Origin of the sequence: Azospirillum formosense (assembly GCF_013340925.1) — a bacterium.
Taxonomy (GTDB): Bacteria; Pseudomonadota; Alphaproteobacteria; order Azospirillales; family Azospirillaceae; genus Azospirillum; species Azospirillum formosense.
In genome coordinates this window covers 1-13300 of record NZ_WHOR01000159.1, presented here as the reverse complement: position 1 = coordinate 13300, position 13300 = coordinate 1, and the positions used below count along the sequence as shown (strand labels likewise).

The 13300-nt window shown below is 70.1% G+C and carries 15 protein-coding genes; 8 read left to right on the top strand and 7 right to left on the bottom strand.

The window, feature by feature from the left end:
• From GBZ26_RS19075 to GBZ26_RS19055, 5 genes are all read right to left on the bottom strand, one after another.
• On the bottom strand, positions 1–608 hold a 608-nt coding region (locus tag GBZ26_RS19075), incomplete at its 3' end, for an EamA family transporter (protein WP_174440199.1).
• A gap of 237 nt (positions 609–845) precedes the next feature.
• Positions 846–2450 (bottom strand): malate synthase A, encoded by a 1605-nt coding sequence (aceB, locus tag GBZ26_RS19070; RefSeq protein ID WP_174440198.1) that lies wholly within the window; start codon positions 2448–2450, stop codon positions 846–848.
• A gap of 142 nt (positions 2451–2592) precedes the next feature.
• Positions 2593–3612 carry a site-specific tyrosine recombinase XerD gene (xerD, locus tag GBZ26_RS19065; RefSeq protein ID WP_174440197.1) on the bottom strand — a complete coding sequence of 340 codons (1020 nt, stop codon included), beginning with the start codon at positions 3610–3612 and terminating at the stop codon, positions 2593–2595.
• Positions 3609–5489, bottom strand: coding sequence for a hypothetical protein (locus tag GBZ26_RS19060; RefSeq protein ID WP_246653533.1), 1881 nt, complete (start codon positions 5487–5489; stop codon positions 3609–3611). The genes xerD and GBZ26_RS19060 overlap by 4 nt, the downstream gene beginning before the upstream one ends.
• Positions 5490–5628: 139 nt before the next feature.
• Positions 5629–5817, bottom strand: coding sequence for a hypothetical protein (locus GBZ26_RS19055; RefSeq protein WP_103039827.1), 189 nt, complete (start codon positions 5815–5817; stop codon positions 5629–5631).
• Positions 5818–6033: 216 nt separating this feature from the next.
• On the opposite strand from GBZ26_RS19055, the gene GBZ26_RS19050 reads away from it, so the two are divergent.
• The 4 genes from GBZ26_RS19050 (at position 6034) to GBZ26_RS19035 (ending at position 9130) form a co-directional block, all read left to right on the top strand.
• Positions 6034–6669 (top strand): shikimate kinase, encoded by a 636-nt coding sequence (locus GBZ26_RS19050; protein ID WP_174440195.1) that lies wholly within the window; start codon positions 6034–6036, stop codon positions 6667–6669.
• Between the two features lie 7 nt (positions 6670–6676).
• Entirely contained in the window at positions 6677–7810 is a 1134-nt protein-coding gene (gene aroB, locus GBZ26_RS19045; protein WP_174440194.1) for a 3-dehydroquinate synthase, read from the top strand.
• Positions 7811–7923: 113 nt separating this feature from the next.
• Complete coding sequence (locus GBZ26_RS19040; RefSeq protein WP_174440193.1) at positions 7924–8394, top strand: CBS domain-containing protein; 471 nt, start codon at positions 7924–7926, stop codon at positions 8392–8394.
• 124 nt (positions 8395–8518) lie between these two features.
• A complete protein-coding gene (locus GBZ26_RS19035; RefSeq protein ID WP_145625471.1) occupies positions 8519–9130 on the top strand; it encodes a DUF2889 domain-containing protein in 612 nt (203 codons plus the stop codon).
• A 121-nt stretch (positions 9131–9251) separates the two neighbouring features.
• Here the strand turns inward: GBZ26_RS19035 and GBZ26_RS19030 are convergent, their stop codons facing one another.
• Complete coding sequence (locus tag GBZ26_RS19030) at positions 9252–9674, bottom strand: ribbon-helix-helix domain-containing protein (RefSeq protein ID WP_246653532.1); 423 nt, start codon at positions 9672–9674, stop codon at positions 9252–9254.
• Positions 9675–9985: 311 nt separating this feature from the next.
• The gene (locus GBZ26_RS19025) at positions 9986–10258 is read right to left on the bottom strand and encodes a BolA family protein (protein ID WP_014239259.1); all 273 of its coding nucleotides are present in this window, start codon (positions 10256–10258) and stop codon (positions 9986–9988) included.
• 153 nt (positions 10259–10411) lie between these two features.
• Between GBZ26_RS19025 and GBZ26_RS19020 the strand changes: the two genes are divergently transcribed.
• The 4 genes from GBZ26_RS19020 to GBZ26_RS19005 all read left to right on the top strand — a co-directional run bounded on the left by GBZ26_RS19020 (position 10412) and on the right by GBZ26_RS19005 (position 13288).
• A complete protein-coding gene (locus tag GBZ26_RS19020; protein WP_114860094.1) occupies positions 10412–10996 on the top strand; it encodes a J domain-containing protein in 585 nt (194 codons plus the stop codon).
• A 73-nt stretch (positions 10997–11069) separates the two neighbouring features.
• Positions 11070–12074, top strand: a complete 1005-nt coding sequence (cobS, locus tag GBZ26_RS19015) for a cobaltochelatase subunit CobS (protein WP_014239256.1) — start codon at positions 11070–11072, stop codon at positions 12072–12074.
• An 85-nt stretch (positions 12075–12159) separates the two neighbouring features.
• Positions 12160–12540: a GxxExxY protein gene (locus GBZ26_RS19010; protein WP_174440191.1), complete on the top strand. Its 381-nt coding sequence runs from the start codon at positions 12160–12162 to the stop codon at positions 12538–12540.
• Positions 12541–12631: 91 nt separating this feature from the next.
• Positions 12632–13288 (top strand): hypothetical protein, encoded by a 657-nt coding sequence (locus tag GBZ26_RS19005; RefSeq protein WP_174440190.1) that lies wholly within the window; start codon positions 12632–12634, stop codon positions 13286–13288.
• The last annotated feature ends 12 nt before the right edge of the window (positions 13289–13300 follow it).

Below are 13300 nucleotides of genomic sequence, written 5' to 3'. Positions count from 1 at the left end.
GCCCCGCCCAGCATGGTGCCCGCGGCCAGCGCCACCGGTTGCCCGCCCGGCGGCCAGGCCACGGTGCGGTAGACGTTGCCCGCCGCGACCGCCGCCGGCATGACGAAGGCCAGCGCCATCCAACCCGCCAGATCGGGCGAGGGCAGGCTGCCGCGCGGCCCGACGATCATCAGCGCGCCGACAAATCCCAGCAGGATGCCCGCCACCCGCCCGCGGTCGGGTGTTTCGATCCGCACCGCCACGGCCATCAGCAGCGTCAGGATCGGCGGCAGCGTGTAGACCACCGCCGACAGTCCGGCCCCCAGCCAGGGCATGACGAAGAACAGCACGACGTTGGGCAGCGCCATGGAGAGCAGCCCCGACACCGCGAAATAGCGCAGGTAACGCCCGGTCAGCGGCATCCCTTGACCTTTGACGCGCGCCAGCCCGGCCAGGATCACCCCGGCGCCCAGCATCATGGAGAAGGCCCAGGGCAGCGGCGGCACCCCGGCCGCCTGCGCGACCTTGGTGACCGGAAAGATCACCCCGATCAACCCGCCGACCAGAAGCAGCAGCGCGAGCGATTCGGCCCCGCGCGAGGCCGGCGGAACGGTGGAGGATGTGGACACGGGAACGGAACCTCTGGCTCGGGACGCGGGCAGGCCAGCGAACATGGCGAAGCCCCCGCCTTTTGCCAAGCAGGTCGGGCACATCGGAGACGCGCGTGTGAGCGTCGCCCCCACCCCGGCCCTCCCCCGCTTTCGCAGGGGAGGGTGCCTTCTGCGAAGCGGCGGCAGTTCCCTCCCCTGCAAAGCGGGGGGGGGTTAGGGTGGGGGCCCGTAGGTACGAGAGTCCAGAGAGGAGCCTCACGCCCCCTGCGCGACGATGCGGTCGTAGGCCGGCAGGGTCAGGAAATCCACGAAGTCGTCGCGCTCCACGAGGTCGCGCAGCATCACCGCGGCGTCCTCGTACAGACCCGTGTCGAAGGCGCGGTCGCCGACGCGGGCCTTCCAGGCGGCCAGCTCCTCGGCGATGGTCTCGTCCATCAGCTCCATGGTCACCGGGCGCCCGTCGTCCAGCGTGGCGCGATGGTGGACCCATTGCCAAAGCTGGGTGCGGCTGATCTCCGCGGTGGCGGCGTCCTCCATCAGGTTGAACAGAGGCACGCAGCCGGTGCCGCGCAACCACGACTCCAGATAGCCGATGGCGACGGCCACGTTGTTGCGCAGGCCGCGCTCCGTCTTCGGCCCCTCCGGCACGGCCAGCAGGTCGGCGGCGGTCACGCTGACGTCGGCCCGCTTGCGGTCGATCTGGTTGGGCTTGCGCATGTAGGCGTCGAAGACCTCCCGCGCGACGGGGACGAGGCCGGGATGGGCAACCCAGGTGCCGTCATGGCCGTTGGACACCTCCCGCTCCTTGTCGGCGCGGACCTTGGAGAAGGCGGTCTCGTTGGCCGCGGGGTCGTCCTTCACCGGGATGTAGGCGGCCATGCCGCCGATGGCCGGGGCGCCGCGGCGGTGGCAGGTCTTGACCGCCAGCAGACTGTAGGACTGCAGGAAGGGCGTCGCCATCGTCACCTCCGCCCGGTCGGGCAGGACGGCGGCGGGGTCGTTGCGGAAGGTCTTGATGAAGCTGAAGATGTAGTCCCAGCGCCCGCAATTCAGCCCGGCGGAATGGTCGCGCAGCTCGTAGAGGATCTCGTCCATCTCGAAGGCGGCCAGGATGGTTTCCGCCAGCACCGTGGCCTTGATCGAGCCGTGCGGGATCTTGAGGTAATCCTCGGCGACCGAGAACACCTCGTTCCACAGCCGCGCCTCGAAATGGCTCTCCAGCTTCGGCAGGTAGAAGTAGGGGCCGGAGCCGTGGGCCAGCAGCTCCCGCGCGTTGTGGAAGGCGTAGAGGGCGAAGTCGAACAGCGCGCCGGACACCGGTTCGCCGTCGAGGGTGACGTGCTTCTCCGCCAGATGCCAGCCGCGCGGGCGGACCGTCAGGACGGCGGTCCTGTCGTTCAGCCGGTACTTCTTCCCCGACACGGGATCGTCGAAGGCGATCGTCCGCCGCACGGCGTCGCGCAGGTTGACCTGCCCGTCGATCAGGTTGCTCCAGGACGGGCAGTTCGAATCCTCGAAGTCCGCCATGAAGACCTTCGCGCCGGAATTCAGCGCGTTGATGATCATCTTGCGGTCCACCGGCCCGGTGATCTCCACCCGGCGGTCAAGCAGGTCGTGCGGCAGCGGCGCGATGGTCCAGTCGGCCTCGCGGATGGCCCGGGTTTCCGGCAGGAAGTCCGGCGTGTGGCCCTGCTCGATCAGCGCCCGCCGCCTGGTCCGCACGTCGAGCAGGCGCAGCCGCTCCGACCCGAACCGCCCTTCCAGCTCCGCCAGGAAGGCCAGCGCCTCCGGCGTCAGGATCGTCTCGACGCCCGGCGTGATCGGACCCAGGATCTCAAGCCCGGAGATGGTCGTGGCCATGCAGTTCCCCCAGTTCGTCGCGAGGGCGGTCCGGCGCGCCCCGCCGGCCAACCCCATTGGACCAAGGGCTATACCACAGCGGGAGGAGCCGCCATAGCCGGATTGGTATCTTTTGAAAGGAGCAACCCCTTTTAGCGCAATACTATTGCGTACGAACGGTTTTTCGCCGGGCCAGCGGGTGATGCTCGTGCACGACCTGCTTCAGCCGCTCCGACACCACGTGGGTGTAGATCTGGGTGGTGGCGATGTCGGCGTGGCCCAGCATCTTCTGGACCGAGCGCAGGTCCGCCCCGCGGTCGAGCAGATGGGTGGCGAAGGCGTGGCGCAGGACGTGGGGGCTGACCTTCTCCGGGTCGATGTTCGACTCGATGGCCAGTTCCTTCAAAAGCTGGGCGAAGCGCTGGCGCGTCAGATGACCGTTGGCGGAACTGCGCGACGGGAAGAGGAAGGCGACCGGTCCGTTCTCGCGCCCGGCCAGGATGAAGTGGCTCCGCCAGGGCAGATAGGCGCCCAGCGCGGCGGAGGCCGGTTCGGACAGTGGCACCATGCGCTCCTTCCCGCCTTTGCCGCGCACGATCAGCCCGCGCCCGTCGCGCAGGATGGCGGCCATCGGCAGGCCGACCAGCTCCGACACGCGCAGGCCGGTGGCGTAGAGCACCTCCAGCAGCGCGACCAGCCGCAGCCCCTCCGGCCCGCCGCGGGTCTGGGCGGAGTCGATCATGCGCGTGACCTCCTCCACCGTCAGGATCTTGGGCAGCGGGCGGCCCTGCTTGGGGCTGTCCAGCGCCGAGGCCGGGTCGTCGGCCCGCCGGCCTTCCGAGACCAGGAAGCGGTAGAACTGGCGCATCGCCGACAGGCGGCGGGCCAGCGTGCGCGGCGCCGGCTTCTGCCCGCCCTCCACATACTGGAAGGCGAGGTACGCGCGCAGATCCTCCGTCACCGCCTTCTCCAGCGGCTGGCCGCGCTGGGCCAGCCAGAGGGCGAGGTCGGCGAGGTCCCGCTCGTAGGCCATGCGGGTGTTCAGCGCCGCGCCGCGCTCCGCCGTCAGCATGTCCAGAAAGGCGTCGACATGAGGTGAGGCCGCGATCGGGCGCGGTTTGCAGGGGCGCCCGCGCCGCTTCGGCTGGGCTTTCGACAGGGGTGTTTTGGGCATGGGACTCATCCGGCCAGGGCCGCGGCGGCTTCACGGGCGATGGCGCGGGCATCGCCGTCCAGACCCACGGCGCGCAGGGCCCCGACCACCCGCGCCACCACCGCGGGCGGCGTGCCCGCCGGCCCGGCGTTGCCGAGCAGCAGAAGCGCGGCCAGCGCCGTCTCGCCGACGCGCCGGTCGGCGGAGGCCTCGACGAGCCGCTGCCACAGGGCGGGATCGGCGGTGGGAGGACGGGCGTCCGCAGGGGCCGAGGCTGTCTCTTCGGGGTCGGCGGTCCGGCGCCACGCCTCCTCCGGAATGGCGAGGCCCATCGCCTGGAGCAGGGCCAGTTGCCCGGCGACGCGGGCGCGGGCCTCCGGATCGGCGCCGCGCAGCGATTCGTCCAGCCAGCCGGCGAGACCCAGCGCCCCGCCGCCCGGCGGCGGACCGAGCGCCCCACCGCCCAGCGCGATGACGGCGAGCGGCCACAGCCGCGCCACCTCCGCGGTGGGACGGCTGCGCAGGGCGAGATCGTACCAGCGCTTGCCCTTGTCGGCCCGATCCAGCGCGAAGCAGAGCCGCGCGGCGGCGGGGGCCAGGGCGGCGGCGTCCGGAGTCGGCGACAGGGTGTCGAGCATGTCGGCCACCACCGCCCCCACCGGCCCGGCCAGCATAGGCGGGTCAAGAAGCTCCAGCGCCAGCCCGGCCAGTTCCACCCGCCGCCCGCCGCCCATGGCGGCGAGCATGGCCTGCTGCACCAGCGCGCGGGTGCGGGCCGTGCGGTCGCGCGCCGCGGCGTCCTTCAACCGCAGAAGCTCGTCGCCCTTGGCCGGCGCGGCGCGGTACGCCTCCGCCAGCCGCCGGGAATCGAGGAACAGGGCAACGGCGGCGCGCTCCGCCGCGGTCACGCGGGTCGCCGGGTCGGTGCCATTGTTGGACGCCACCGCGGCCAGACGGGCCGGGTCGGTCAGGGACAGCACGTCCGGCGGCAAACCGGCCTGGAGCGTCCGCAGGGCGGCCAGGGTCAGCGGGCTGGGGTCCCTCAGGCTGCGCGGCCGCGGCGCCGGGCCGCCGGCCATCGCCTCGGCCACCCGCAGGAAATCGGCATCACCGCCCGGCTGCTCGCGCAGCATGTCGAAGGCGAGGTCGTCCCCCGCCGGGCCGGTTCCGGCCTCCGTCGGGGGGATCCCGCCGATCCGCCCAGCGCGCAGGCGGCAGAACAGCGCCACCCGCTGCCAATAGGGGCCGGAGAAGGGTTTGGCGCGCTCCGTCGCGGCGGCGCAGTCCAGCGGGCCGGCGAGCAGTTCGGCGTCGGTCAGGGCGCGGGCGGCGGCCTCGTCGGCCGTCATCGCCTCGGGCAGCAGCGCGGCGAGGTCGGCGGCGCCGCGCGGGTCGCCCATCGCCGCCAGCGTCTCCACCCGCAATGCGCCGAAGCGGCGCGCCGGCTCGGGCTCGCCCGGAGCGGCCGCAGGCGAGCCGCGGCTGAGCAGCAGCCGGCGCTGCAACTCCTTCACGGCGGGTGACGGGGTGAGGGTGGGCAACTCCGGCAGCAGGGCCAGCACCTCGGCACGCGGGATTCCGCGCCAGGGGTCGCCGCCCATACCGGCGGCTCCCGCCAGAGGGCCGGCGCCGTCGGGGTCCAGCGGCCCCAGCGTCTCCACCGCGATGGCCGAGGGCGACGCCACGGTCGGCACCACGTCGAAGGACGGCGCGCGGTCAAACGGTGTCAAGGGCAGGGGCGCGGCGGACGGCCCCGGCGACTCCAACGGATCGTCCAACCCCCGCCCGGGCGCGGGCTCGACGTCGGGCACGGCCATCGTTTCCGGCGGCGGAAACAGGCGGATCGGCGGCCCGGAAGGCACGGCCTGGGCGTAGGCCTGAGCCAGCGCCGGCGTCGCCGCTCCCATCAGGGCTCCGGACACAGCCAGGGCCAGGGGGGCCAACCCGAGAGAGGCGGCGGCAAACATGGAAACGGCGCCGGCACCGGCCCTTCCGCCCCGTGACGGAGCGGCGAACCGGCTGCGGCGCCCGGCGGCGTCCCCGGCGTCAGCGGGGGAACCGCTCATCCGGAATGACCTTTTCCACCGTCTTGGACGGTGCCGGCATGTCCCAGGAGGCAAGGAAGGCCATGCCACCCCCGATGACGAAGAGGAACAGGACGAAAAGAACGGAAATAACCCGGCTCATGGCGATCGGAGTCGTGTTTCTGTGGAAGGAACGGCGGCGCTGTATCACGGTCTGCGTCCGTGCGGCTTGGGACAAGGGTGCGCTTTCATGCTAATCATCGCACACCGCCCGCACCGCTGGCCCGATGGCCGATGAACGCAGGACGTACCACTTTAGCCACGGGGGCGCCGCTGCGCAACATGCGCAGGCCTCTGCGACCGAATCGAACACCCGCCCTCCGGAACCGCATCAGGCCGGAACAGCATCAGGAAAGTCCACAGCACCATGACCGCCCGCCTTCCACCGCAGGGACAACCGCCGGACCCGTCGAAGACCCTTCCGAGGACGGTGGTGCTGGTCGGCCTGATGGGCGCGGGGAAGAGCGCGATCGGCCGGCGGCTGGCCGCGCGGCTGCACCTGCCCTTCACCGACGCCGACACGGAGATCGAGACGGCGGCGGGCTGCTCCATCGCGGAGATCTTCGCCCGTGACGGCGAGGCGGTGTTCCGCTCGGTGGAGCGGCGGATCATCACCCGGCTGCTGACCGAACAGCCTGTGCACATCCTGGCGACCGGCGGCGGCGCCTTCATGGACCCGGAGACGCGGGCGGCCATCCGCGCCCACGGCCTGTCGGTCTGGCTGCGCGCCGAACTTGACGTGCTGCTGGCCCGCACGGCGCGGCGCACCCACCGCCCGCTGCTGAACGCCGGCGACCCCAAGGACATCCTGAGCCGGCTGATGACCGCCCGCTACCCCGTCTATGCGGAGGCCGACCTGACGGTGATCAGCGACGAGCGCCCGCCGGAGGCGACCGTGGAGCAGGTGATCGAGGCGCTGGAAGCGCATTTCGGCATCACCCTGCCCCACTCGCACCACCATCATCACCGCCACCCGGCGCACCACCACCACGACAAGCCCTGATCCCGCCATGACCTCAGACACGTCCACCGTCACAGACACCGTCCGCCTCGACCTCGGCCCGCGCAGCTACGACATCCTGGTCGGTGACCGGGTGCTCGACGGTGCCGGGCCGCGCATCGCCGCGATCACCGGGGGCAAGGCGCCCATCGTCGTCACCGACGAGAACGTCGCCCCCCGGCATCTCCCGACGCTGGAGCGCACGCTGCGCGCGGCCGGCGTCGAGCCGACCCAGGCCATCGTCCTGCCGGCGGGCGAGAAGACCAAGGACTTCGCCCATTTCGAACGGCTGATGGACGCCGTCCTGGCGCGCGGGATCGAACGGTCGGCGGTCCTGCTGGCGTTGGGCGGCGGGGTGATCGGCGACATCACCGGCTTCGCCGCCGCCTCGGCGCTGCGCGGCATCGACTTCATCCAGGTGCCGACCACGCTGCTGAGCCAGGTGGACAGCTCGGTCGGCGGCAAGACCGGGATCAACAGCCCGCACGGGAAGAACCTGATCGGCGCCTTCCACCAGCCGCGTCTGGTCATCGCCGACACCGCCACGCTGGACACCCTGCCGCGGCGCGAGGTGCTGGCCGGCTACGCCGAGGTGGTGAAGTACGGGCTGATCCGCCTGCCCGGCTTCTTCGCCTGGCTTGAGGAGAACGGCGAACGGGTGGTCGACGGCGACAGCGACGCCCGCCGCCACGCCGTCACCGAAAGCTGCCGGGCCAAGGCCGCCATCGTCGGCGCGGACGAGCGGGAGAGCGGCGACCGCGCCCTGCTGAATCTCGGCCACACCTTCGGCCACGCGCTGGAGGCGGCGACCGGCTTCGGCTCCCGCCTGCTGCACGGCGAGGCGGTGTCGATCGGCATGGTCCTGGCCTTCGACCTGTCGGTGCGGCTGGGGCTGTGCCCGGCGGCGGACGCCGAGAAGGCGCGCGCCCATCTGGCCCGCGTCGGTCTGCCGGTCCGTCCCACCGACGTGCCCGGCGTGGAATGGGACGTCGACGGGCTGATCCTGTCCATGGCCAAGGACAAGAAGGTCAAGGACGGGCGCATCACCTTCGTGCTGGTGCGCGCTCTGGGCGACGCCTTCACCCAGCGCGACGTCGATCCGGCGGTGGTGCGGTCACTACTGGAGGATGCCGTGGCGCGCTGATGCGCTGCACCATAATCCCTTGACCGTTGGGGCAGCAAACTGTCAGAGTTCACGACAGTTCCGATTCGCGTCCAAGATGCGATCGAACCCTGCCCCAGAATGGGAGAATGGACATGCCGAACCGCAAGCTCATCCCCGACGTCATCAAGGACCAGCAACTCGTCTGCCTGCCCCCGGAGGCCAGCGTCCAGGACGCCGCTCTTCTGATGGCGGAGCGCCGCGTCGCTGCCCTCCTGGTTACGCAAGGCCGGTCACTGAAGGGCATCTTCACGGAGCGCGACCTCGCAGCCCGCGTCGTCGCCGCGGGACGCGATCCCGCGACGACCCGGCTGGCCGAGGTCATGACCGCCTCTCCCGACACGCTGGGGCCGGACGCCCACGCCTACGAAGCGCTGGACCTGATGGAGCGCCACCATTACCGCCACCTGCCGGTCACCGCGGACGGCGAGTCGGACGGCACGGTGATGGGCATCGTCTCCATCCGCGACCTGTTCGCCGTGGTCCGCGCCCATCTGGAGGACGAGATCCGCGACCGCGAGGCCTTCATCTTCGGGTCGAACTACTCCGCCAGCGCTCCACCCTGAACTCCGAACGCGTAATGCTGCAATGCGGCAATGCCGGCTTGACCTAAACGCTGGCCCCACCGATATTCCCGGGTACGCCCCAACAATCAGGCCGTCCGAACGAGGCCGTACGTCAGAGAGTCCCATGCCACTGTCCGAACCCGCCGCGCGCGAACCGATCCACACCCGGGAAGTCACTTGCCGGGGCTATCGGCGGACCGATGGGCTGTGGGATGTCGAAGGCCATCTGACCGATGTGAAGAGCTACGCCTTCCACACCGAGCAGCGCGGCCAGATCCTGCCCGGCGACCCGGTGCACGGCATGTGGCTCCGCCTGACGGTCGACAATGACCTGACCGTCCAAGCGGTGGAAGCGGTGACAGAGAAAAGCCCCTACCGCACCTGCGGCTCCGTCACCCCCAATTTCCAGCGGCTGGTCGGGCTGAAGATCGGGCCGGGCTGGACCCGTGCAGTGAAGGAGCGGCTGGGCGGCGTTCAGGGGTGCACCCATCTGGTGGAGCTTTTGGGGCCGATCGCCACCACCGCCTTTCAGACCATCTATCCCATCCTGGCGCGCGAGCAGGCCGACAAGGCCAGAGCCGCCGGCGGCGAGGCGGGCAGCAAGGAGGACATGCTGCGCACCAAACGCCCGGTCCTGCTGAACACCTGCCACATCTTCGACAGCAACGGCGAGGTCGTGCGGAAGAACTGGCCCGACCATTACACTGGCGACCGCCCGCGCGACGCCGCGGACTGAGGTGGCGGCGGACTGAGGTGGCGGCGGCCGCGACCTCCGGGATGAACACGTCGAAACAATGACAAGGGGCGCGCCCGATGGACGCGCCCCTTTCTTTTCCCGAATCGGGACGGTCAGGCCATCACGCGTCCAACGCGGACCGCAGGCTCTCGCTGGGTCCGATTGGCTTCGCTGCCGGCGGCAGGGTGGCCGCCGTGGTTCCGGTCCCGCTCTCCGGCCGGTCGAGTTCGTCCAGCGGCGGGAGGTCGAACGGCGTGCCCACGAAGGGATCGCCTCCGCCATGCCCGGCCTGGACATGGCCGTCCTCGGTGCAGGCCCGGCGGAAATAGGCCGCGATGAAGACGCGGACCGCCGAGGTCAGGGTGACCTCCGCGTTGTCCGCGCCCGGGCCGCGCCGCCGGATCTGCTCGTCCAGCCGGTCCTTGATCAGGGTGCAGAGGCCGTTGACCGTCAGGCCCTCGCGGCGGGCGATGTCCTCCAGAGCGTCCCACATGGTCGGCTCCAGACGCATGCTCGTGCGGCGCCCGGCAATCATGATGTTCATGCTCTTCAGCGGTTCCACACACGCGTTGGGATTCACTGTTAACCGCTTCTTCGGCCCGCGCTTCGCCATACGCCGCCCTCTCCACGAACCCGCCGGACGACGCGCGAAAAGTGCATCGCCCACGGCGCATTGATTGGTTGCATGCGCTGCACTCTACTAAATACAGCGAGAATTGCAACCACGGCAGCACTCCAATTATGTTTGAAGACGGAAAAGAACCTCTAGTAGTTGCATGCGTATGTATGCATTTTCAGGTGGCACTTTTCCCTTGCTGCACGGGCGCGGGTGAGGCGTTCTTGTCGGCGTTGCTGTCAGCGAGCCTCTTCGGGGGTCAGCGTGGTCAGGCCTAGGGCGTGAACGCGCTCCGCCATTTCTTGGGCCAGCAGGCCATAGACCAGCCGCTGGCGCTCCACCCGCGACTTTCCGGCGAAGGCGGCGGAGACGATGGTGACGTGGAAATGCGTCTCACCTTCCGGGTGGGCGCCGCCGTGGCCGGCGTGCCGGCCGGAGTCGTCCTGGATGTCGAGCCGCTCGGGGGCCAGCGCGTCGGTCAGCTTCCGGCGCATGCGGGTGGCGTATTCCATGGAATCCTCATTGGGTCGGGTTTGTCATTGAGGTGACGGCGCGGCACCGCTCCCGTCAAGACGCCAATGCCGCAGACCGGCCATTTTCCGCAGTCCGGCACCGTCCCCTTGCGTGCGCTTGCCAGAAAGGGTGCCTCTTCCCATACTTCGCACATGAGCAAGCCACGCACCCGCTACGACTTCAGCCGCTACGACCAGCCGCGCACCGCCGTGCGCGCCTGCGATCATCCGGGCTGTGCGGGCGAGGGCGCGTACCGGGCGCCGAAGAGCCGCCGGCAGCTCAACGACTACTACTGGTTCTGCCTGGACCATGTGCGCGAATACAACCGCGCCTGGGACTATTACGCCGGCATGAAGCCCGAGCAGATCGAGGCCGAGGTCCGCCGCGACACCACGTGGCAGCGGCCGAGCTGGCCGCTCGGCTTCTGGGGGGTGCAGGAGAAATTCCTGCGCGACCGCGCGATGCACGGCTTCAGCTTCGAGTTCGGGCGCGAGGCCGGCAAGGACCAGTCCGAGGAGACCAAGCAGCGCCGGCAGGCCGCCCGCAGCGCGGAGGAGGAGGCGCTGGTCGTCCTCGACCTCGCCCCGCCCGTGGATTTCCCGCGCATCAAGGCGCGCTACCGCGAGCTGGTGAAAATCCACCATCCCGACGCCAACGGCGGGGACAAGGCGGCCGAAGAAAAGTTGAAGGAGATCAATCAGGCCTACAACACGCTGAAAGCCTGCTATGGTGCGTAACCCCGACGGTTGGCCGGACCAGATTGGCCGGGCGGCCCCGACAACAGACACGTTGGAACGATAAGAACCTCCCATGCCTTCTCAAGGAGCCACCCAGGCCAGCTCGGCCCTGTTCGATCACGTTCCCGACATCACCCTGTCGGTGCGTCAAGTGTTCGGCATCGACAGCGACATGCAGGTGCCGGCCTTCAGCCAGCGCACGGAGCATGTGCCGGACATCGACGAAGCCTACCGCTTCGACCGCGACACGACGCTCGCGATCCTGGCGGGCTTCGCCTACAACCGTCGCGTCATGGTCCAGGGCTATCACGGGACCGGCAAGTCCACCCACATCGAACAGGTGGCCGCGCGCCTGAACTGGCCCTGCATCCGCATCAACCTGGACAGCCACATCAGCCGCATCGACCTGATGGGCAAGGACGCCATCGTCCTGCGCGACGGCGTGCAGGTAACGGAATACCGCGAAGGCATCCTGCCCTGGGCGCTCCAGCACGCCTGCGCGCTGGTCTTCGACGAGTATGACGCGGGCCGTCCCGACGTGATGTTCGTGATCCAGCGCGTGCTGGAGGTGGAAGGCAAGCTGACCCTGCTCGACCAGAACCGCGTCATCCGCCCGCACCCGGCCTTCCGCCTGTTCGCCACGGCGAACACCGTCGGCCTGGGCGACACCACCGGCCTCTACCACGGCACGCAGCAGATCAACCAGGGCCAGATGGACCGCTGGAACATCGTGGCGACGCTGAACTACCTGCCGGTGGACGCCGAGGTGAAGATCGTCGCCTCCAAGGTGCCGGAATACGACAGCGAGGCCGGCCGCAAGACCGTGGCGTCGATGGTGCGCCTGGCCGACCTGACCCGCGCCGGCTTCATCAACGGCGACATCTCCACCGTGATGAGCCCGCGCACGGTCATCACCTGGGCGCAGAACGCCAACATCTTCAACGACATCGCCTTCGCGTTCCGGATCACCTTCCTGAACAAGTGCGACGAGGTGGAGCGGCCGACCGTCGCCGAATACTACCAGCGCTGCTTCGGCACCGAGCTGCCGGAGACGGGGGTGCAGGCGAACCTGGTGTGACGGGGGGCGCCTCGTCCCCCGGGACCACAGCCTCCCTGGCAACAGGACAACACGGATTTCACGGATCTGGGCACGGATTTCACGGATGAGGGTCACTCTCGACCGCGACCTGGACGCCTTGACCGAGCGCATCATTGGAGCCGCCTTCGAGGTCTTCAACACGCTCGGCCAGGGGTTCGTCGAGGCCGTCTACAAGAAGGCCCTTCTTTGTGAACTTCGCGAGCGCGGCCTGGATGCGGAACATGAGGTTCCCTTCCAGATCGGCTACAAGGGCTCGAACGTTGGCACCTACTTCGCCGACATCGTGGTGGCGCGCCGCGTCATCGTCGAGCTGAAGGTCGCCGATGCGCTGGCGCAGCCGCACAAACGGCAGGTCATCAATTGTCTTCCCGCCAGCGGATTGCCGGTCGGCCTGTTGTTCAACTTCGGTGGCTCCAGCCTCACCTTCTCCCGTGTCCTGCCGTAACGGGGAAGATCCGTGAAATCCGTGCTTCGTCCGTGAGATCCGTGTCAATCTTGTCCGACGACCGCCGGACGCAGACCCAAGACAGCCCGCCATGACCGATCGTGAAAACCCCGTCGAGGCCTTCAAGCGCTCCACCGCCGCCGCGGTGCGGGCCCTCTCCCGCCGGGCCGACGTGCAGGTGGGCTTCTCCACCGAGCCGCCCGGCGTCGCCGGCCTGCGCGTGCGCATCCCCACCCCGGCGCGCGACCTGAACCCCCATGACGTCGCCACGCTGCGCGGCGCCGCGGACGCCGTGTCGCTCCGGCTGCGCTTCCACGACAACGCCATCCATCTCCAGCGCATGCCGCTGGGCGACAGCGCCCGCGCCGCCTACGACGCGCTGGAGCAGGCCCGCTGCGAGGCGCTGGGCGCCAGCCACATGCCCGGCGTCGCCGCCAATCTGGAGGCGGCGCTGGACGAGCGCTACCACAAGCAGGGCTTCGAGCGGCTGGAGGAGCGCGAGCAGGTCCCCCTGCCCGAGGTGCTGCGCCTAATCGCCCGCGAGGCGATGACCGGCGCCGCCCCGCCCCCCGCCGCGCCACCCGGCCCCCGCCCCCCCCGGGCGCCCCCCCCCGCCCGCGGGGCGGCGGGCCGCGGCCCCGGGGCCTCCACCCGGCCCCCACCCGAGGCCAGCCGCGCCGCCATGTCGCGGGCCCGCGCCCGGGCCTGGCCGGCGAGCCGCTGGTCGACACCGACGCGGGAATTTTGAGTCGGGGATGGA

What these genes read in the sequence shown, in the direction of transcription:
- xerD (WP_174440197.1), bottom strand. Translation starts at nt 3,612, where the DNA reads ATGAGTCCCATGCCCAAAACACCCCTGTCGAAAGCCCAGCCGAAGCGG.
- GBZ26_RS19005 (WP_174440190.1), top strand. Translation starts at nt 12,632, where the DNA reads ATGACCGATCGTGAAAACCCCGTCGAGGCCTTCAAGCGCTCCACCGCC.
- GBZ26_RS19025 (WP_014239259.1), bottom strand. Translation starts at nt 10,258, where the DNA reads ATGGAATACGCCACCCGCATGCGCCGGAAGCTGACCGACGCGCTGGCC.
- GBZ26_RS19060 (WP_246653533.1), bottom strand. Translation starts at nt 5,489, where the DNA reads ATGGGAGCGGCGACGCCGGCGCTGGCTCAGGCCTACGCCCAGGCCGTG.
- aroB (WP_174440194.1), top strand. Translation starts at nt 6,677, where the DNA reads ATGACCTCAGACACGTCCACCGTCACAGACACCGTCCGCCTCGACCTC.
- GBZ26_RS19050 (WP_174440195.1), top strand. Translation starts at nt 6,034, where the DNA reads ATGACCGCCCGCCTTCCACCGCAGGGACAACCGCCGGACCCGTCGAAG.
- GBZ26_RS19010 (WP_174440191.1), top strand. Translation starts at nt 12,160, where the DNA reads ATGAGGGTCACTCTCGACCGCGACCTGGACGCCTTGACCGAGCGCATC.
- aceB (WP_174440198.1), bottom strand. Translation starts at nt 2,450, where the DNA reads ATGGCCACGACCATCTCCGGGCTTGAGATCCTGGGTCCGATCACGCCG.
- GBZ26_RS19040 (WP_174440193.1), top strand. Translation starts at nt 7,924, where the DNA reads ATGCCGAACCGCAAGCTCATCCCCGACGTCATCAAGGACCAGCAACTC.
- cobS (WP_014239256.1), top strand. Translation starts at nt 11,070, where the DNA reads ATGCCTTCTCAAGGAGCCACCCAGGCCAGCTCGGCCCTGTTCGATCAC.
- GBZ26_RS19020 (WP_114860094.1), top strand. Translation starts at nt 10,412, where the DNA reads ATGAGCAAGCCACGCACCCGCTACGACTTCAGCCGCTACGACCAGCCG.
- GBZ26_RS19030 (WP_246653532.1), bottom strand. Translation starts at nt 9,674, where the DNA reads ATGAACATCATGATTGCCGGGCGCCGCACGAGCATGCGTCTGGAGCCG.
- GBZ26_RS19035 (WP_145625471.1), top strand. Translation starts at nt 8,519, where the DNA reads ATGCCACTGTCCGAACCCGCCGCGCGCGAACCGATCCACACCCGGGAA.